Source organism: Flavobacterium sp., from assembly GCF_040379285.1.
GTDB lineage: Bacteria > Bacteroidota > Bacteroidia > Flavobacteriales > Flavobacteriaceae > Flavobacterium.
Genome location: NZ_JBEILJ010000008.1, coordinates 1 through 20980 on the forward strand (window position 1 = coordinate 1; position 20980 = coordinate 20980).

Below are 20980 nucleotides of genomic sequence, written 5' to 3' on the forward strand. Positions count from 1 at the left end.
AATTTACATATCTCTAAAGGAATGCTGTCAACAATAAAATAGTCTTCAAAACACAGAAATTGAGCTGCTAATTTTATTCTAATTTTTTCTGAAAACAAAAACAGCTTTTTTCGTCTTTTATTAAACTGACTTCTTTCAATTAAATTTGGGATTTCGCCTAATGAAATCTGTTTGAAAAATGAATTTTCACTGTCAATTGACATAAATTATGCTGTTAAACTCAATGCAACTACTTCTATATCAGACATTTTTTTCTACCTACGCCTAATTAAATTATAATTCACAATTGCTTCGCCAATTCGCTTTGCTCGGGTCAAAGAACTTATAACTTCTAAAACTCTAAAATAATTATTAACTATATTTGTAATAAATGTTGGTTATTTGGTGACTTCAAGATGCTGATTTTCAGCATCTTTACCAATATTTTTTCAATTTATTTTACTTCAAATAATTACACCCAACGGGTTATTAAGTATCAAAACTAAACCTACAAGTTGACACTTGCAGATTTTTTAATTTCCAATAGTGGTTTGCTCTTCTTTAGTTTCCTTATTTAACAAATTAGGATCTTCTTTGGCCAATTTATTTTTGGTTGGAATTTTATAATTCAACGTAAAACCAAATCTTCTAGTGTCGTATTTACTTTCAATTAATACCGGCGTGCCAATAGCTGTTAAACCTTGTCTGTTGGTGTTAAGCACATCATCTACGAATACAGAAAGTGTTAATTGGTCTTTAAGAAATTTCTTTGAAAAGCTTAAATCCAAACTCTCATTGAAAGGTTGTTGGGCTACAAAATAGAAATAATTACCTCTTACGGTAGTGGTGTTGTAATTGGCAACAAACTTAATGTCTTTGGGTAACACAATTTGCGACATCAAGTTCAACATCCAAAATCCACGGGTATCGAGATTGGGAATTTGATGCATTTGATAGCCTGCATAAACATAAAGAAAGTTAATTTTGTCTGGATTGAAATCGAACTTCATGGTTTCTTTCAATCCTTTGGTAAACAACATATAAGGCAATGGTAATCCGATATTAAAATTGTGAATCTTAATTTCATCGATATTCACCGCAGTGTTAGAAACCTGGTTGTCATTAACAAAAACCCTGTTCACCACTTGATTGTTGGCCACACTTACATTATATCCGATAAATGCGTAATCAAAAGCACTGATTTTTACCTCATAGTTGTCAAAAATAGTGGGTTGTAATTGAGGATTTCCGGTATAGTCAACATTGGGATTTTGGTAATTGGTATTGTTCGGATTTAACGATGACGTGCTGGGCAAGCTTATCTTTTTATTGTAATTGACGTTAAAGAAAACCTTCGGAATAAAGTTGTATTGTAATGTTGCATTGGGGAAAAATCGGAATTGCTTGAACGGAATTAATTCCTCCGTATCGGTATTTCCGGTAATTTTATAATCTTCGGCTCTGGTTCCTAAAATGAAATCAAACTTTTTAAATTTTGTTTGGAATTCTACATAACCGGCGGCAGTTCTTCGAGTGTAATCCAAATTAGTAACGTCGAAGTTTTGGGTTTCAAAAGCCAATTCATCCACCAAGGTTCCTACGCTAAATTTACCTTCATCAAGGATTTTAAAGGCTTGAGAATAATCTACTCTGAAATTAACATAAGCTTGATTTGAAGTATTCTCTAAAATATCCGTGTTGAACAATCTGGAATCTAAATTAAAATCTACCTCATTTCGCGCATAGTTCAATCGGACATCCAATTTTTTATCCTTATCGTCAAAACGCTTTTGATATGTAGCCACGGCATCTTGTCGTAACGTTTTGGTTTTGCTGGCATCATTGGAAATAAAACCTTCCCCAAAACCCTCGGTATCGGCACTCGATTTGTTAAAGTTGACATCATAATTCAACAAAAGTCGGTCTTTCTTAAAATCGAAAGTAATGGCCCATATAATAAAATTATTTCTCCCTATCCTATCCGCATCAGTATCAGATAAATTAGTAATTGTGTTATCGGCTTCTTTCTTGGTGATATCGGACCATAATGCACTTTCCCTATAATTTTGGCCAAGGTTGAGTTGCCAACCGAAAAGACTGTTCTTGGCACTCAACAATAAACTGTTGTTGAATCTGGCCCGTGTTTGGTCGTACGCAGTAAAGTTAGCACCAGAACTGTAAGTAGCACTTATGTATTTTTTGGCTTTTTTACTGGTAATGATATTTAAAATAGCACCGCCGGAAGTAGCTGGAAACTCAGCACCCGGTTGGGTAATAATTTCTATTTTTTCTACCGCATTAGCCGGCATACCTTCCAAGAAAGCATTTAATTCGTTAGAAGAGATATTCAAAGGTCTGCCATCCATAAAAACATCCAATTGTTTGCCTTGGTACATCATACCCGCAACATCGGAAACAATTAATCCGGGTAACTTTCTGAGTCCTTCCAAAACCGATCCGGAATTCAAGTGCGCTTGACCGGCAAAATCAAAAATTGTTCTGTCCGCTTTTTGTTCAACCGCTTTCTTTTTTTTAGTTATGATAACCTCTTTAAGTTCATTGACTTTTTCCTTTTTTTCTTGGGCTACGCCTTTACTGATGGAGAGAATAAAAAGGCTATACGTTAAATACTTAAGTTTCATATTAAATACATTTTAATTATAAGACTATATCATTTTAAAAATGTTACACCAATAGTGTCCTAGATAAAAAAAAGAATGGTTAGTTTTTAGCTCAAAGTTTATCTTTTTGGTATACAAAAAAACAAAACTCCATTCTTTATGATGAAAATCAAAATACGCAGGGGGTTCGTTTTGAAAAGTGAACATTCAATACAATTTATATCAATAAAACAGCTATTTTTATTGAACCTGAAATTTATTTAGGACAGGATTGATTTGTAATATAAACTTGAAACCGACTAAATGAAAAACTATGAAAGAATATATTGAACAGAATAAAATTTTACTTAATCACTTTAAACCATTAGAAGAAAAACACATATTGGATGAGGTAAACTATTCTATTAAAATAAGACAAATCAAAAAAGATGAGCATATTTTAAAAGAAGGCAATTCATCTGATACAATTACCTACATTATCAAAGGATGTTTTAGACAGTATTCTGAATTACAGGGTAATGAAGTAAATTTTCTTTTTTATTTTGAAACCGATTTCGTTTTAGATTATTTAAGTTTTTTAACGAATAGTTTTTCAAAATACAATATTATAGCCATTGAAGATTCTACCATCTTAGAAATTAAAAAGAAAGACCTTAATGCGTTAAAAAGTAGAGATGTATTATGGGATTTATTCTTAAAAAATGTAGCAGAAAAAGAAATCATCAGATTATATAAAAGAAATGAAGTATTACTCACTTTAACACCAGAAGAACGCTATTTAAAACTTTTAGACGTTCATCCGCAAATAATGCAGCGAGTGTCACAAAGAAAAATAGCAACATTTATAGGTATTACAGAACAATCCTTGAGCAGAATTAGAAAAAGAATTTTTACAAAACCGCCGAACTTACCTTAAGTTAATACGACTTGCTTTAGACTAAATGTAGTTTTGTGTAAAATTCAAAACTTACTATTATGAAAATCAATTCAAAAATTCACGGTACATTAGACTACGCATCTGTTTTATTTCTTTGGGCATCACCAACTCTTTTTGGATTGCCTGAAAACACATCTTACTTCACCTATGTTTTAGGTTTTATACATTTGACCCTTACTATTTTAACCGATTTCGATTTAGGGTTAATTAAAGTGATTCCACTTAAAATACACGGCATTATTGAAGCTGTTGTAGCCGTTTTATTAGGTGTAACGGCATTGTTTTTAGGAAGTATTGAGGGTACTATTGCTCGAAATTTCTATCTGATTTTCGCAGTTGTATTAGCTGGTCTATGGTTTTTAACTGAATACAAGAAAAACACCTTAGAATAAATAAATGATTTAACATATCCCTAGGGTGAAACTATTTGAAGTAAAATAAATTTGATAAGTGTCACTCAAGATGCTAAAAAAACAGCATCTTGAAGAAAAAATTGTCTATAAAACCATGGATTATGCACCCAAAATGAAGCAAGAAGGCATGGAGGTTTGGTTGTGCAACCCCGAAAAGAAAAAGGAAGAGACGCATATATTAGTACCCATGGCCGAAACCGTAATGCGACAGGTTGCCTTTCCAAAAATGGTAAAAATAGTCTCCAAAGAATAAGCTATAACACCTAAAAAAACACCCCTTATGCTCCTGCCATTGGGGTGTTTTTGTGTGGTAAATTTTTTAGCTATTCTTCGCGATAAATGGCATCGTAAAGGTGCTGGTATTTCTCTTTTATTGCTTTGCGTTTTAATTTTAAAGTAGGCGTTAATTCACCCCCGTCAATACTCCACAGGGTGGGCGTAAGTTCAAATTTTTTGATGCGTTCCCAATTCCCAAAACGTTCATTGATTTTATCTACTTCATCCTGAATACGGGCTTTCACTTGCGGATTTTGTGCAATTTCTTCGGGTGTTTTGCCTACCGTTTCATTATGGCGTTTGGCCCATTCTCGGATAAAGTCAAAACTCGGTTGAATCAACGCAGCCGGCATTTTTTCACCATCGCCAATCACCATAATTTGTTCAATAAAAAACGATTGTTTCATGGCATTTTCAATCATTTGTGGGGCAATGTACTTTCCGCCAGAGGTTTTAAACATCTCTTTTTTACGGTCGGTAATATGCAAAAAGCCCATTTTGTCAATTTCTCCAATATCACCCGTGTGGAAATAACCGTCTTTCAAGACTTCTCCCGTCAACACAGGGTCTTTGTAATAGCCCATCATTACGTTGGGACCTTTACACAAGATCTCACCATCTTCAGCAATTTTTACGGTTACATTTGGAATCACGCGCCCCACACTTCCAACTTTAAATCCGAAGTTTTTCTGATCGTTTACCGAGATTACTGGCGACGTTTCGGTCAACCCATAACCCTCCATTACAGGCATTCCCGCAGCAGCAAACACTCGAATTAACCGATGTTGCAGCGCGGCACTTCCCGAGACCATAACATTTAATTCGCCACCCAGACCTTCTTTCCATTTGCTAAAAATGAGTTTTCGAGCTAATTTGAGTTGTAACTCATACCACGCTCCATTAGCGCCATACGGTTCGTAACGCAACCCAAGATTTAGCGCCCAGAAGAACAAGGCTTTCTTGATTCCGGATAATTCGGCTCCTTTTTGATAAATTTTGTCGTATACTTTTTCCAACAAACGCGGAACTACTGAAAATACATTGGGTTTTACCTCTTTAATATTGTCAGATAGCTTTTCAATATTTTCAGCAAAATAGATGGAAACGGAGAAATACTGATAAATGTATAATATCATCCGCTCAAAAATATGGCAAACCGGCAAGAAACTGAGGGCACGACTTTTTCCTTCTTCAAAAGGAATGCGCTCGGCACTGTCAATCACATTGGAGACAATATTTTGATGCGACAACATCACGCCTTTAGGCTTCCCGGTGGTACCAGAAGTATAAATAATTGTTGCCAAATCGGTGGTTTGCACTTCATTTTTGCGTTGCTCTACTTCGGATTGATTGGAAGCATCGGCCCCCAATTCCAACAAAGTCTTCCAAGATGAACAATCCGAAAGGTCGTCAAAGGCATACACTTCTTTTAAGTGCGGAACCTGACTGCGGATTTGACTGATTTTTTCAAAAACCAAGGTATCCGAAACCAAACAGTATTGCGATTCTGAGTGATTTAAAATATAGGCATAATCTTCTGCAGAAATCGTCGGATAAATGGGCACCGTTTGGGCACCAGTTTGTAATATACCAATATCACATACGTTCCATTCGGTACGGTTGGTAGAGGAGATGATGGCTATTTTATCATTTTTTTTAACGCCCAAACGCAACAACGCTCTCGAGATCGTATTGGCTTGGTTGATATACTCTTGCGTGGATGTTTTAACCCATTCATTCCCATACTTGGTTACCAAACAATCGGGTTTGTTGTTTTTGGACAACTGATAGTAAGGAAAGTCAAATAGTCGGCTTATCGTTTGCATAGTCAATTTTCTTGCAAATTAATTAAAATCGTCTGCTTTTACAATAAATATTTAATCTATACCGACCTTACATTACAAATTTGTAGTTTTGTTCCGATTTCGATAAACCTCTCTATGCAACGATTTCCGCGGTATAACGAATATAAAGTATTGGCGTACAGGATTTTTCTGGCCTACCTATTTTACATGGTGGTTCGGTTTTTATTTTTTGCCTACAATCCCAATTTAATTCGGGTCGAGTCTTGGACCGAATTGTTTCCTTTGGCCTACCACGGCTTGGCGTTTGACACCACAGCCATTCTCTATGCCAATGCCTTGTTTATCGTGTTGTCGCTCCTTCCTTTGGGGGTGAATACGCGAAAGGCGTATCAACTTGGACTAAAAATTCTGTACTTCACGACCAACGCTCTTTTTTATGCCTTAAATTTTGTGGATTTGGTATACTATCGCTATTCGTTTAACCGAAGTACACGCGCCTCATTGGATATTTTGGAACATGAAAGTAACAAAGTAGCGTTGATGGGGAATTTTTCGGTGAACTATTGGCATGTTTTTGTATGGTTTTTTGGATTACTTTTTTTATGGGTCTATCTTTATGAAAAACTTAAGGTTAAGACTCATTATCAAAAGTATACTTTAAAATACTTTTTCGCTTCAACAGCTACCTTTCTACTGGTTTGTGTGTTGTGTGTGGGGGGTATTCGGGGCGATTTTCGTAAAAGTACACGTCCCATCAACATGATCGACGCTAATCGTTTTGTGACCGATGCATCGCAAGCCGATTTTGTGCTCAATACGCCATTTGCCGTAATTCGAACGTGGAATGCCAATACCTTTAAAAAGGTCAATTTGGTTGATAAAGCCGTTGTAGATTCGCTATTGGTGCCTATAAAACACTACCGAAACCGTCCCAAAACCCTTCCCAATATTGTGGTATTGATTTTGGAAAGTTTTGGGAGAGAATACATTAGTGCGTTCAACACCCACGAAAAAATTCCGGGTTATCGGGGGTATGCACCGTTTGTAGATTCGTTGGCCCAACACAGTTTGATTTTCACGCGCGGCTATGCCAATGGGTACAAATCAATCCACGGCATGTCATCGGTATTGTCGGGAATTCCTTCGTTTAAAGATGCATTTACCTCATCGCCATATCCCAAACAAAAGATTGAATCCTTAGTCTCCATATTAAAAAGCGAAGGGTATGACACCTCATTTTTTCATGGCGCGCCCAACGGTTCTATGGGATTTTTAGGTTTTAGTAACATTTTAGGTTTTGACCATTATTATGGTAAAAATGAGTACGGTAATGATGCCGATTTCGATGGGGTATGGGGTATTTGGGACGAACCCTTTTTTCAGTATTTTAACCGTACAATTTCGGCCAAAAGACAACCGTTTATGGCTACGTTGTTTTCAGTTTCTTCGCATGAACCCTATGTTGTCCCCGAAAAATACAAAGGCAAGTTTCCCAAAGGCGATATTCCCATTCACCAAACCATTGGCTACACCGATTATGCGTTAAAACAGTTTTTCAAAGCCGCCCAAAAGCAACCTTGGTATACGAATACGATTTTTGTATTGGTAGCCGATCACGATAATTTGATCCACTACGATTTGTACTGCAACGATCAGTATGCACATACAGTACCCATTTTGTTTTACACGCCAGGGCATACCTACCAAGGGGTAAGTCGCGATTGGGCGCAGCAAATTGATATTTTTCCGACGCTTATGGATATGATTGGTTACGACAAACCCTTTCGCAGTTGGGGCCGAAGTCTTTTGGGAGATTCCAAGGTGCCGCCGTTTGTGATGCGATATTCTTCGGATTTATACCAAATGATGAGTGGCAATTATATTTGTACTTTTGATGGCGAGAAAGCCGTTGGTTTTTATCATAAGGATGATTATGCCCTAAAAACCAACTTAATCAAGCAACGCAATGCCGAAATGAACCAACTGGAAATGCGCTGTAAGGCTTTTTTACAAGATTATATGGAACGAATTATTGATAAAAAACTAACCTCAAAATCCAACTAAGTCATGCGTTTACGAACTAAGATTGGTCTCGTCCTACTGACCGTTGCTTTAATTGCCACAGGAAAATACGTGTATGACCGTCATATCAACCATAATTTTATGACCATTACCGAAGGAAAGGTATATAAAAGTGGGGTAATTCCGCCGGATGAAATCAAAGATTATGTGGAAGAATATGGAATTAAATCCATCGTCGATTTGCGTTTTCCGGGCACAGGCGATACAATTAATAACCCTGAATTACCACAAGAATTGATTGCTGAGCGCGATGCGGTGGCTAAAATCAAAGGCGTAAAGTATTTCAACAACGGTTCGGATCAAGTGCCCAATGAAGAAAATTTGAAAACGTTTTTTGCCATCATGGATGATTCTGCCAACTATCCGGTGCTCTTGCATTGTTACCATGGCATTGGTCGTGCGCAAATGTATTCGGCACTATATCGCATTGAATATGAAGGATGGACGCCCGATGAAGCGCGAAAAAAAGCCGCTTTCCCAGTGCAATTCAGTTCGTTTGACCACGGCACCCCCAAAGGCGAATACTTAAAGAATTACAAACCCAGACGAGCGCAAAGAGGGGAGTAATGTGACAATGTGATAATGTGTCTATGTGGCAATGTATCAATGAGTCAATTTGAAAATGAGTTAATTTTGAAGATTTGAAAATGTTCTTTCTAAGAAATATTTGTCGACTAATGACTTACGACTTGCACTAGTATATTCAAATGTTTTATCAGCTTTGATAATTAGTTTCGCCTTGAAAGGCATTCCTTGAATAGTATCAAACCAAGTTCTTACAAACATTTGATTTTCACTAGACACCTCTTTTTTACAACTTGTGAGTAAAGTCAAAAAAAATAGTAAAGCAAAAGAAATTTTCATGTTCAAGAATAAGTTTATTTTGAATGGAAAAGTACTACTTTCTAGTCACTAATCACTTCAACTATTTCTTCTTCTCCTCTTTGGCGGTAAATAGTTTCATCCGTTCGCCATTGATGAAAATCTTTCCCGCATTGAGGTGAACCGTCATTTCTACACGGGTCCAAACGGCCGCACTGCCATCAACTTCGGTATCGGTGAAGCGGTAGTATAAGTAATATTTGAGGTTGTCAAACCCTTTAACCGATTTTAACGATCCACTTTCCGAGCATTCCAATCCCCATTCTATCGAGCGCTTGGGCGAATCGTGTAGTTGGTATTGCCCTGTCCCTCCCCGTTGCAACTCTACAATGGGTTCGGCTTCTTTAAAATGATAGGTTCCAAAAATAGGGTATTCATTATTTGTTGTGATAAATAATTTTCCAGCCTCCGTTTCAATTTCTCTCACCACTTGCGCAGAGGCAAACGTGGTAAAAACGATAAAAAGACCAATACAATAGCGTAGCTTATTCATAATATGATGTTTTTTGTTGTAAATAATTTAATGAAGTCCAACGCCTAACAGAGGTCTTCCTTCGTACGCATTATCCCTGCATTTTTTCGATCCATAAGCGCGCATTCACGAACGCTTCAAGCCATGGACTTACTTCATGGGTTTCATGGGCACCGTAGTACGCCCAATTCCAAGGGAAAATTGAACGTTCAATGTGGGGCATCATCACTAAATGACGTCCCGTTTTGTCACACAACATGGCCGTATTATAATCAGAACCGTTCGGGTTGGCGGGATAACCTTCGTAGGCATATTTGGCTACAATAGGGTAGTGGTTCTCGGCTTCGGGCAAGTGGAATTTTCCTTCCCCATGCGAAACCCATACGCCCAAGGTGCTGCCCGCTAAGGTCGACAACATCACCGAATTATTTTCTTGAATCGTCACGGAGGTAAAAATACTCTCATGCTTGCGGCTGTCGTTGTGGTGCATTTTGCCATGAACCGCATGTTCGGGATGAATCAGTTCCAATTCCATAAACAACTGGCACCCATTGCAAATCCCCACCGATAAGGTGTCGGGTCGTGCAAAAAAGTTTTTCAGTGCCATGTTCGCTTTTTCATTGTACAAAAAGGCACCCGCCCATCCTTTGGCACTGCCCAAAACATCAGAGTTGGAAAATCCACCTACCGCACCAATAAATTGCACGTCTTCAAGATTTTCACGACCACTAATCAAATCGGTCATGTGAATGTCTTTTACGTCAAATCCGGCCAAATACATCGCATGCGCCATTTCGCGCTCCGAATTACTTCCCTTTTCCCGAATGATAGCTGCTTTAGGGTGTTGGGTGGGAGCAGCGGGTAATTTTCCGGTGAAATGGCTAGGAAATTGGTAGTGTAAGGGTTGTTCAAAAATATGGGTAAAACGCTCCTCTGCTTTGTTGTTTTGTGTTTGTTTTTGGTCTAATAAATACGAGGTTTCAAACCAAACTTTTCGCAAATCAGGGATCGCAAAAGTTAAGCCATCAATCGTTAACGTATCGCTTGCGACTACTTGCCCCAACGGATAAATCGTTAAGCCCTCTTTGGCGAAAGCCGCTTCAAAAACAGCATCCTGTTGCGCTTGTAGTACGAGTCCAATATTTTCGGCGAATAAAATTTTCACCACATCGGGTTCTGCAAACGCCTTTAAACTCAAGGTAGCCCCCACCTGAATGTCAGCAAAACACATTTCGAGTAAGGTCGTTAAGAGTCCGCCACTTCCCACATCATGGCCCGCCGCAATGGCTCCGTCTTTAATCAACTGTTGAATGGTTTCAAAGGCGGTTTTGAAATACGTCGCGTCTTGAATACTAGGCGTTTTGGTTCCAATTTTATTATGAATTTGGGCAAATGAACTACCGCCCAAATGGAAGTTGTCTTGCGAAAGCGGAATATAGTACAACAAGCCTGCCTGCTGTTTCGCTACGGGTTCGATGACGCGCGTAATATCTGAACAATGGCCTACCGCCGAAATAATTACAGTGCCTGGTGCCAAGACATCTCCATTGGGATATTTTTGCTTCATCGACAAGGAATCTTTGCCGGTAGGAATGTTGATTCCCAGTGCAATGGCAAAGTCGGAACAAGCTTCCACGGCTTCATATAAACGTGCATCTTCACCTTCGTTTTTGCATGGCCACATCCAGTTGGCCGACAAGGAAACGCTTTTTAAACCGTTTTCCAAATGCGCAAAAACGATATTCGACAAGGCCTCGCCAATGGCATTACGACTTCCTGCTTTGGGATCGATTAAAGCGGCTACGGGAGCATGTCCTATACTGGTGGCAATTCCTTCTTTTCCTTCAAAATCTAAGGCCATCACGCCCACATTATTGAGTGGCAATTGTAACGGACCCGCACATTGTTGCTTGGCCACACGTCCGCCCACACAACGGTCGACTTTGTTGGTTAACCAGTCTTTACAGGCCACCGCTTCAAGTCGCAACACTTGCTGTAAATAGTCGTGAATACGGTCAACCGAATAGGTTATATCATCGTACTGACGGGCTATGGTGGTATCGGTTAATAGGGTTTTGGGGGAACTGCCAAACATGTCGCTCAACGCCAAATCCATCGGTTTTTCGCCTGTAGTGGCACTAGCAATGGTGAAGGTATGATCGTTGGTAATGGTACCCACGGGGAATAGAGGCGCGCGTTCCCGCTCTGCAATTCGTTGCAAGGTATCGAGATCTTTGGCTCCAATCACTAAGCCCATGCGTTCTTGCGATTCGTTGCCGATAATTTCTTTGGCCGAAAGGGTAGGGTCGCCCACAGGCAGTTGGTCCAAATCAATATGACCTCCAGTAGCTTCAACCAATTCGGACAAACAGTTTAAATGTCCTCCCGCACCGTGATCGTGTATGGATACAATTGGATTGTGGTCGCTCTCGACCAAACCGCGAATGGCATTGGCTGCTCGTTTTTGCATTTCTGGATTCGAACGTTGGATGGCATTCAATTCGATACCCGATCCAAAAGCGCCCGTGTCAGCCGACGAAACCGCAGCACCGCCCATTCCAATTCGGTAGTTATCACCGCCAAGAATCACAATTTGGTCGCCCAATTTGGGTTCGTGTTTTTGAGCTTGTTCGGCTTTGCCATACCCAATTCCTCCCGCTTGCATAATGACTTTGTCGTAGCCTAATTTTCGATCCTTTTCTTCATGTTCGAAAGTCAGCACCGACCCTGTAATCAAGGGTTGACCAAATTTATTTCCAAAATCCGAAGCACCATTTGACGCTTTGATCAAAATATCCATCGGTGTTTGGTACAACCATTTTCGTTCCTCCATCCCTTTTTCCCAGGGCCGATCGGCTGTGAGTCGGGAATATGCCGTCATGTAAACCGCTGTTCCGGCAAGGGGAAGCGATCCCTGTCCTCCGGCTAATCGGTCCCGAATTTCTCCACCCGATCCAGTAGCTGCCCCGTTAAAAGGTTCGACTGTCGTTGGGAAATTATGGGTTTCGGCTTTGAGGGAAAGTACCGAGGTAAACGGTTTTTTGGTGTAAAAATCAGCGACATCCGCGCGTTGTGGCGCAAACTGTTTTACCACAGGGCCTTGAATGAAGGCGACATTGTCTTTGTAGGCCGATACAATCGTATTCGGATGGGCCGCCGAGGTTTTTTTAATAAGTTTAAAAAGGGAGGTTTCTTTTTCAACGCCATCAATGACAAAAGTACCGTTAAAAATTTTATGGCGACAGTGTTCAGAATTGACTTGGGAAAAGCCAAAAACTTCGGAGTCAGTTAGTTTTCGCCCTAATTTTTCAGCTAGTTGATTCAAATAGGTCACTTCTTCACCGCTAAGCGCCAATCCCTCTTGATGATTGTATGCCGCAATGTCTTCAATTTCCAAAATAGGTTCGGGTTGCACCGCAATGGTAAAAATCGACTGGTCCAAATGCGCATACGGTTGCAACAGCATGGGATCAAAGTGCGGGTTTTCCACCGTTACTTTCTGGAATTCTTCGATACGTACGATTCCGTGAATTCCCATGTTTTGGGTAATTTCAACCGCATTGGTACTCCAAGGGGTAACCATCGTGGCCCGTGGACCGATGTAAGGACCTTCGATTTCGAGTAGGTCAATTTTGTGGGTACCGCCAAATAGCCAGTTTAATTTTTGTAAGGTCTCTTCAGAAAATGGAGTAGTGGACTGAACTGCGTAAATAGTTCCTGTTTCGTTACCGAAAAAATGAATCATTGTTGTGTTGTTGTAAGTTGTCTCGCAAAGGTACGGCAAACACGAGAGGGAAGCAAATGCGTACCAAATAGTTTTTCACAGGTTTTTGACAAAAAAAAACCTCCCGAAGGAGGCTTAAGATTAAGGATTGGGAATAAATTGATATGCCCCTATACAGGTTTGTGTTGTACGTGATTTCCCCAAAATATCTTGCGTAAATGAAGATGTAATCGCAGGCATCGTGGGCGATAAATCCTCGGTAGGCCAGAGTTTATTTTGGGTGCTACTTTTTAAGCGCGGATTAAAGGTTTGACTGTTCGTCGCTTGATAACAATTGGTGAAATTGGTTGTATTTGTAGGTAGATACAACGGATTGTTGTTGGTATTATTCAAACGAATTAATGTATGGGTAAATTGGTAGGCAAACGTTGCATCGGGACCGCCTGAAGTATCTGCGTTATATTTATCCAAGCGCAACATATTTTGATTGCTGCCGTAGATGATACAATTGGTGAAATTGGCTGCATTCAAATCGCTCAAATACACCGTATCGGAAGTTTCAAGGTAGTTGCTCACCAATACGGCTACTTGTCGTGAACTGTTCCAATTGTTGTTGAAAGTCGAATGATCAAAAGTGTATGAACCGCCCAAAGTGGCTGCTAGTGACGCTTGACCACAATTGTTGATGACCACGTTATGGCCATTCACCACGGCATCCCGTGCTAAGATTCCTACATTGGCACAGTTGTAAATTTGCGTATTCGAGAGGGTAACTCGCGGTTGTTGACTATCGTCTTCGCCCACCGGGAGTCGTTTTTGAATTAGCAATCCTACCGTAGCATTTTTAATTGTTAAATGATTGATACTATTGGTGTTCAACTTCGATAATAGCATAACAGCGCCCCATTGTCCCGGAACATCACTGTATAAATTCTCTAAGCGATCGCCTTCAAAAATGACTTCATTGCTCAAATTACTGGGGTCATTGCCTGGAGGTGCTGTACCGTTAATTTGAAGCGAGGCATTTTGACTGACAATCAATCCCGAATTGGCATGAAAATGCACCCGAGCGCCGGCATCGACCACCAAATTTTTTTCATTCGGCACCATAGCATACCCATACACCACATAGGGTTTTTGATTGGTCCAATGCAATTCATCGCCATTGACAGGGTCGTTTTCACTTAAATTACTCCCAATAAACTCAATGGGTTGTCCGTTTTCATCCAGTCCCAACGAAATCGTTTCGTATACATTTTGGTTGTCGCGTTCTGGGTAAATAAAAATAGCATCTTGAATGAGCGTAACCAGTTCTACCTTTTGCACCACACTGTTGGCGTGGCGAAACTCGATGGCATCGGTGTAAAGAAAATCACTGGGATTGGCATCGGCGACATCGGAGGTAACTTCGATAAAAACAAACATACTGTCTTTGGCCAAGAGTTCCACATTTCGGAAAATTTTTCCATCTCCAATCCCGCTATTGTCCGCGTCTTCACCCGTCATTCCATCAACCATAATGCGGTAATTGGAGTTAACCCCTTTCCCCAATTGTATGGTGGGAATCGAAATATCTTTGTCAGAGTCGTTGTAGACTTTCAAGCGATACGTGCTTGATCCAATATTGGTAAAAACCGTATCCAAATAGACTGTATCCCGATTGAAACGAAGCTGAACCGTACTGGGTTCAAATTCAAAGTCATCCCGACAAGAAGTCAACATAAGACTGGTAAAAACAGCAAGAAGCAAAAGTAGTTTGCGCATGGTATGGAATGAGAATTTTGGTAAAAATAAGATTTTAGATTGATTTGTTTTCAATTTCATTAGGAGGATAACGTTTTTTTTCTGCGTTTATTCTATGTTAATACCATTGTTGTTTTTGAGGAAATGGGCTACTTTTAACGCAAATTTTAAAAAATGCAATTCGATAAAGAAAAAATGCTTCGATTGTGCAACGAATGGAGCAAAAACACTTTGATGGAAACGCTTGAAATTGAGTATGTTGATGCGGGTGAGGACTTTCTAGTTGCAACCATGCCCGTCAATTCAAGAGTGCACCAACCGATGGGTTTGTTACACGGCGGTGCCTCAGTGGCCTTGGCCGAGAGTGTGGGTAGTGCCGCCTCGATTATGTTTGTAAATCCGGAGAAACAGGAGGTAAGGGGTATTGAAATTTCGGCCAATCATTTGAAATCCAAGCGTGAAGGTACCGTAACGGCTACTGCGAAAATAGTACACAAAGGGGCTAGTATTCATTTGTGGGAAATTCGTATCGTCGATGAAAATGATAAACTCGTTTCCTTGTGTAAGTTGACCAATATGATATTACCCAAACGCTAATGGATTTGATTGCGGCCAAAGTTTCCGAAAATCTTTTATACCAAAAACCCTTTGTGTGTTATGCAAAACCCAATACACAAAAGGTGCTTGGACTTTTTCAACGATCTGCAGAATTTATTCCTTTTAATTCCGAAGAATCAGGATTTTGCATGGTTTCATTTGATGGAAAAAGTAAGTACATGCTTCGCGATTCCCATTGCGATGTATTTGCTTCTGAGTTTTCTATTGCTGAATATTCTTGGCCGGTAACTTCGCTCAACTTTTCATCCGATGACAAAGTTCATTTTGAACATTTGGTTGCCAAAGCCCTTCAAGCCATTCAACAACAACGTTTTAAAAAAGTTGTCCTTTCACGAAAAGAGTGTGTTGCGGCTCCCCATACTGATGTGTTTGCTGTTTTTCAACGTCTTTTACATTTATACCCAACCGCTTTTCGGTATCTATGGTATCATCCAGAAACGGGAATTTGGATAGGCGCAACGCCCGAACAATTGGTAAAAAAAGAAGGCCTTACCCTAAGTACTGTTTCGCTGGCGGGCACACAACTTGGACCGAATCGCGCCGAATTGGTTTGGGGTGAAAAAGAAGTACAGGAACAAAAGTTAGTTACCGATTATATCGCGGCACAATTGCAACCGCTCACTGAATCGCTTACCATTTCTGCGCCTTACACCGATGAAGCAGGAGCCTTAGTGCATTTGAAAACGGATATCCAAGGCGCATTGAAAGGCGATTGGACAGCGGTAGTGGACGCCTTACATCCAACACCGGCTGTTTGTGGTTTTCCGAAACAAGAAGCCCTAGGGTTTATTCAGGATTACGAGGGCTATGATCGCATGTTGTATGCAGGATATTTGGGCGAATGGAATAAAAACTTCAGTAGCTATCAAGAGGGCGACTCCGATCTATACGTCAATTTACGTTGTATGCAATGGGAAAAGGAAGTTGTCGCTATCTATGTAGGCTGCGGTATAAATGAAGGCAGTAATCCTGCAAAGGAATTTATGGAAACCGTAAACAAATCGATAACGGTAAAACGCGCCTTGTAATTATTCGTTATTTTTGTAAAAAATCAATACATGAAATTAGATATTCTTGCTTTTGGAGCCCATCCCGACGATGTTGAGTTGGGGTGTAGTGGAACCCTTGCCAAAGAAGTAGCGCTAGGTCGGAAAGTAGGTATTGTAGATCTCACGCGCGGGGAATTGGGCACCCGAGGTTCCGTGGAAATTCGTAACCAAGAGTCCGCTAAAGCTTCCGAAATTTTAGGCATTCATGTGCGCGAGAACATGGACTTTCGCGATGGTTTTTTTACCAATGATGAAGCCCATCAGTTGAAAATTATTCAGGTGCTTCGCAAGTACCAACCCGAAATAGTGATTTGCAATGCCATTGACGACCGGCATATTGATCATGGTAAAGGGAGTAAATTGGTCTCCGATGCTTGTTTTTTATCGGGATTGCGAAAGATAGCCACCGAATGGGAGGGAAATGCGCAACACGCATGGCGTCCCAAAGCCGTCTACCATTATATACAATGGAAACCTATTGATCCCGATCTCGTGGTGGATATCACGCGCTATATGGACCAAAAAATGGCGTCTATATTGTCGTATGGGTCCCAATTTTACGACCCCAACTCCAAAGAACCCGAAACCCCTATTGCCACAAAAAACTTTTTAGACAGTGTTCGGTACCGCGCTCAAGATTTGGGGCGCATTGTAGGTGTTGAACATGCCGAAGGATTTACGGTAGAACGGTACGTGGCTGTGCATTCATTGCGGGATTTGATTTAAATATCCACAAGTCGTTTGCTTGGGGGAAAACGGTTGACGAATGGGAGGGGTTAATTTCTAACTTCCTTGCCATCAGGGATCTTTTCCAAAACCCCGTGGAGAACGGAGGAAAACACTTTTGATGCAAATAATTTTCTTCAAAAAATCTTTGTAAGAGAAAATCTTTACGCTATATTTGCAACCGCAAAAGTGGCTAGGACCTAATTGCAACATACACGGTGATTGTAGCTCAGTTGGTTAGAGCGTCGGATTGTGGTTCCGAAGGTCGGGGGTTCGAGACCCCTCATTCACCCTAAAGCCCTGAATTTTCAGGGCTTTTTTAGTTTTTATTCCTTTCTTTTTATACTTTTGAGAAAACGAAATGATGAAGTATTGCATTTTTTTATTCCTTTTTTTATGGCCTTTTTGGGGATGGGGACAGGTTCAAACGAAGAAAAAAAAGACACCCAAAACAACGACTACGGCCACCCATTCCGAGAAATCAAAACTTCCCGATGAGATCGATCGTACACTAAAATTGAAATTGGCCGTAATTCAATATTTTGTAGCACAACCCGATGATAAAGGAGAGACTCTTTTTTGGCAAACCAAAGGGAAACTAACCTTTGGCATTGTGAATTATACGGAAGTACAGAATCCTGTGTTTAAGGATTTGTTTATCAAGCAGTACCATGAAATGTATAAAGAATACATCCTTATGATTTCGCAAGGCGATGTGGCAGCTACCAATAAATTTATGCAACTTCTGGTACGGCACGAATTGGAATACCGTGCACTTTTAACACCAGAGCAACTCACCTTGTACCGCAATGCGTTTCAAACCATGGAAACTTCCAATCGACAAACCTATGATTCGTATACGGGTTTATTTTTTTCCGACTCGTTATTGCAAGCGTACCAAAACGGATTTCGATAGTCACAAAGAAGCTGTCACTATATTAAAATTTGAGGCGTTTATTTATTTGATTCAGTTTTTACTAAAAGTTTAAATATTGTTAAGTTGATAAAATTGTTGTTATGTTTTTGTTGAACGAATAGGGATTCTACATCGGAAGTGCGTAGCTTTCTTTTATGTAATCTTTAAATCAAACATATACAAAGCCAATCTTTTTTTTGCAAGAAAAACATAAAAAAAACCTTCTCAAGTTTTGAAACGGCTTCTTGTTTTTTGGATAAAGAATTAGAACTGCTTCACTGACAAATTATAAAAAGGGTTTAAAGTTGAACCGACCTGCGTGAGGGGCCTGACTGCCGGCATGCAGGTAGCGTGGAAAGCCCACAGTGTAGGGCCTCGAAGCGAGTACTTGCAACGAATGACCCGACCCGAAGGGGCACACACAAATTATTATGAGTTATAAGTTATGAATTATGAATTATGAATTAGCCTGCCTGGGGTCTACCCGCCTATGTAGGAAAGATAAGTTATGAGCTGTGTTTGCTGAATGGCAGGTATTGTATCATTTGAAAGCTTTTGCTGTAACAAGTTTGCTATGGGGTTTAGAATACGTAATGCTGATTATTATATATTGGCTACTTTTTCAAAAACTGATTTATTTTACTTTATTTAGTTCACAATTGTCAATATCGGTTTCATAAGCTTACTGTTTTTTAAAATATCCATAAATTTGTGTAGTAGTGTTTGCATTATATGTTTTTTTCCTAAATTTAAAAAGTTCATAAATACAAAAATAATGCAAGATCAAAGACGTGTTATCTTAGAAAATATAGCCCCTCAAGTTGATAACGGAACTTTCCCTATTAAGCGAATTGTAGGGCAATCGGTTCAAGTGACTGCCGATGTTTTGGCTGATGGGCATGATGTTTTGGAAGCCGCCATTCAATACAAATTTGAAAAAGACAAAAAGTGGACGGAAGTCCGTATGCATGCACTTCCCAATGATGTTTTTTCGGGACAATTTACTGTTGAAAAGCAAGGAAAATACGTTTATTTTGTCGAAGCTTGGGTCGATTACGCCTTAAATTGGCAATATGGCATTACCAAAAAAATCAACGATCATCAGCATGTAAAATCTGAATTACTCGAGGGCGTTGAATACCTCCAACCATTACTAACACTGGTGTCGGCCTCAGAGAAAAAATTTTTATCGGAATTAACGACTTGGTTTTCAGATGAAAAATATTATAATGAATCTATAAAAGCTGCTGTTTCAGAGGAGCTCAAAGCTGTTTTAAAAAAATATCCCACAAAACTCTTAGCGAATCAGTCGCAGGAATATTCGATTTATGTCGATCGAAAGAAAGCGTTGTTTAGTACATGGTATGAATTTTTTCCTCGCTCAGCGTCCTCAATCCCTGGACAACACGGTACGTTTAAAGATTGTGAGGCCCTACTACCACGAGTGGCAAAAATGGGATTCGACACCTTGTATTTTCCCCCTGTGCATCCTATCGGGGAAGTCAATCGCAAAGGAAAGAACAACGCTACGGATGCTGCTCCTGGCGATGTCGGTTCTCCATGGGGTATTGGTTCCCATCATGGGGGACATATAGCGCTGCATCCTGACTTGGGGCCATTAGAAGATTTTAAATCACTAGTATCTACGGCACAATCGCTTGGAATTGAAGTAGCGATGGATTTTGCTTTACAAGCTGCTCCCGATCATCCTTGGGTGAAAGAACATCCGCAATGGTTTAAGTGGCGTCCCGATGGAACGGTGCAATACGCTGAAAATCCACCTAAAAAATACCAAGATATTCTTCCCATCTATTTTGAAACCCCAGATTGGAAAAATCTTTGGAGCGAACTTTTACGTTGTGCTTTATATTGGGTTGAAGAGTGTGGAATTCGTGTATATCGTGTAGATAATCCCCATACAAAGCCTTTTTATTTCTGGGGTTGGCTAATCGCGGAAGTGAAGAAAAAGCATCCCAATGTATTATTTTTATCGGAAGCTTTTACACGTCCCAAAATCATGCACGAATTAGCGAAACAAGGATTTACGCAGTCGTATACCTATTTTACTTGGCGCAATTCGAAATCAGAATTACAAGCGTATATAACGGAACTCACGCAAACCAATCAGAAGGAATTTTTCCGACCTAATTTCTGGCCTAATACGCCCGATATCAATCCGTTTGCGTTACAAGGTGCCAATGAGAGTATGCATTTACAAAAGTATTTTTTGGCAGCAACTCTAAGCTCCTCAGTGGGTATATACGGTCCTGTATTTGAATTTATGGTTTCTGATGCTGTACCTGGGAAAGAGGAATATTACGACAGTGAAAAGTATCAAATCAGACATTGGAATTGGCTGCAGGAAAATAAAATCTCGTTGTTAATCACCAAAATTAATTCCCTTCGTCACGAAAATGCGGCCTTACAACAAACAAACAATATTGAATTTTGCGATACCGATAACGACCAAATCATTGCCTACTATAAATATGACGATGCGAAAACCAATGAAATACTAATGATTGCAAGTTTGGACGCCTATTACACCAAACAAGCATGGGTTCGTCTACCGCTCGTCGCTTTGGGGATCGGTGAGGGACATCCGATTACGGTGGTCGATTTGATTACTGGAAATAGTTACCATTGGGATAAGGAATGGAATTTCGTGGAGCTGCATCCTGCTTTACCGTTCCATTTATTTATAATTATCAAATAACCCGAACAAAAACGCCTAGGC

16 protein-coding genes, 1 tRNA gene and 1 pseudogene are annotated in these 20980 nt (G+C 39.9%); 11 read left to right on the forward strand and 7 right to left on the reverse strand.

What is annotated here, in order from left to right; all coding sequences use genetic code 11:
- Window positions 1–317 (reverse strand): annotated as a pseudogene (locus ABWO12_RS03050) (IS982 family transposase); the annotation flags it as partial.
- A gap of 195 nt (window positions 318–512) precedes the next feature.
- Complete coding sequence (locus ABWO12_RS03055) at window positions 513–2621, reverse strand: outer membrane beta-barrel protein (RefSeq protein ID WP_353087113.1); 2109 nt, start codon at window positions 2619–2621, stop codon at window positions 513–515.
- Window positions 2622–2913: 292 nt separating this feature from the next.
- Between ABWO12_RS03055 and ABWO12_RS03060 the strand changes: the two genes are divergently transcribed.
- From ABWO12_RS03060 to ABWO12_RS03070, 3 genes are all read left to right on the forward strand, one after another.
- Entirely contained in the window at window positions 2914–3516 is a 603-nt protein-coding gene (locus ABWO12_RS03060; protein WP_094411946.1) for a Crp/Fnr family transcriptional regulator, read from the forward strand.
- A gap of 59 nt (window positions 3517–3575) precedes the next feature.
- Window positions 3576–3929: a hypothetical protein gene (locus tag ABWO12_RS03065; protein WP_353087115.1), complete on the forward strand. Its 354-nt coding sequence runs from the start codon at window positions 3576–3578 to the stop codon at window positions 3927–3929.
- A gap of 70 nt (window positions 3930–3999) precedes the next feature.
- Window positions 4000–4203, forward strand: coding sequence for a hypothetical protein (locus ABWO12_RS03070; RefSeq protein WP_353087117.1), 204 nt, complete (start codon window positions 4000–4002; stop codon window positions 4201–4203).
- A 70-nt stretch (window positions 4204–4273) separates the two neighbouring features.
- On the opposite strand, the gene ABWO12_RS03075 is transcribed toward ABWO12_RS03070, so the two are convergent.
- Complete coding sequence (locus ABWO12_RS03075) at window positions 4274–6052, reverse strand: AMP-dependent synthetase/ligase (protein WP_353087119.1); 1779 nt, start codon at window positions 6050–6052, stop codon at window positions 4274–4276.
- A gap of 114 nt (window positions 6053–6166) precedes the next feature.
- Here ABWO12_RS03075 and ABWO12_RS03080 point away from each other — a divergent pair, with 114 nt between their 5' ends.
- On the forward strand, window positions 6167–8095 hold the full coding sequence (locus tag ABWO12_RS03080; protein WP_353087121.1) for an LTA synthase family protein: 1929 nt from the start codon (window positions 6167–6169) through the stop codon (window positions 8093–8095).
- 3 nt (window positions 8096–8098) lie between these two features.
- Window positions 8099–8680, forward strand: a complete 582-nt coding sequence (locus ABWO12_RS03085) for a dual specificity protein phosphatase family protein (RefSeq protein ID WP_353087122.1) — start codon at window positions 8099–8101, stop codon at window positions 8678–8680.
- Between the two features lie 60 nt (window positions 8681–8740).
- Here the strand turns inward: ABWO12_RS03085 and ABWO12_RS03090 are convergent, their stop codons facing one another.
- The 4 genes from ABWO12_RS03090 to ABWO12_RS03105 form a co-directional block, all read right to left on the reverse strand.
- A complete protein-coding gene (locus ABWO12_RS03090) occupies window positions 8741–8977 on the reverse strand; it encodes a hypothetical protein (protein WP_353087124.1) in 237 nt (78 codons plus the stop codon).
- Between the two features lie 61 nt (window positions 8978–9038).
- Complete coding sequence (locus ABWO12_RS03095; protein ID WP_353087126.1) at window positions 9039–9488, reverse strand: hypothetical protein; 450 nt, start codon at window positions 9486–9488, stop codon at window positions 9039–9041.
- A gap of 70 nt (window positions 9489–9558) precedes the next feature.
- On the reverse strand, window positions 9559–13212 hold the full coding sequence (gene purL / locus ABWO12_RS03100) for a phosphoribosylformylglycinamidine synthase (protein ID WP_353087128.1): 3654 nt from the start codon (window positions 13210–13212) through the stop codon (window positions 9559–9561).
- 120 nt (window positions 13213–13332) lie between these two features.
- Entirely contained in the window at window positions 13333–14955 is a 1623-nt protein-coding gene (locus ABWO12_RS03105; protein WP_353087130.1) for a hypothetical protein, read from the reverse strand.
- A gap of 153 nt (window positions 14956–15108) precedes the next feature.
- Here ABWO12_RS03105 and ABWO12_RS03110 point away from each other — a divergent pair, with 153 nt between their 5' ends.
- The 6 genes from ABWO12_RS03110 (at window position 15109) to ABWO12_RS03135 (ending at window position 20959) form a co-directional block, all read left to right on the forward strand.
- The gene (locus tag ABWO12_RS03110) at window positions 15109–15531 is read left to right on the forward strand and encodes a PaaI family thioesterase (protein WP_353087132.1); all 423 of its coding nucleotides are present in this window, start codon (window positions 15109–15111) and stop codon (window positions 15529–15531) included.
- Window positions 15531–16580 (forward strand): isochorismate synthase, encoded by a 1050-nt coding sequence (locus ABWO12_RS03115; RefSeq protein ID WP_353087134.1) that lies wholly within the window; start codon window positions 15531–15533, stop codon window positions 16578–16580. Before ABWO12_RS03110 ends, ABWO12_RS03115 begins: the two co-directional genes overlap by 1 nt.
- A 30-nt stretch (window positions 16581–16610) precedes the next feature.
- Window positions 16611–17327: a bacillithiol biosynthesis deacetylase BshB1 gene (gene bshB1 / locus ABWO12_RS03120; RefSeq protein WP_353087135.1), complete on the forward strand. Its 717-nt coding sequence runs from the start codon at window positions 16611–16613 to the stop codon at window positions 17325–17327.
- A 217-nt stretch (window positions 17328–17544) separates the two neighbouring features.
- Window positions 17545–17620: transfer RNA gene (locus ABWO12_RS03125), tRNA-His, on the forward strand.
- Between the two features lie 68 nt (window positions 17621–17688).
- The gene (locus ABWO12_RS03130; RefSeq protein ID WP_353087137.1) at window positions 17689–18243 is read left to right on the forward strand and encodes a hypothetical protein; all 555 of its coding nucleotides are present in this window, start codon (window positions 17689–17691) and stop codon (window positions 18241–18243) included.
- Window positions 18244–19018: 775 nt separating this feature from the next.
- The gene (locus ABWO12_RS03135; RefSeq protein ID WP_353087139.1) at window positions 19019–20959 is read left to right on the forward strand and encodes an alpha-1,4-glucan--maltose-1-phosphate maltosyltransferase; all 1941 of its coding nucleotides are present in this window, start codon (window positions 19019–19021) and stop codon (window positions 20957–20959) included.
- The last annotated feature ends 21 nt before the right edge of the window (window positions 20960–20980 follow it).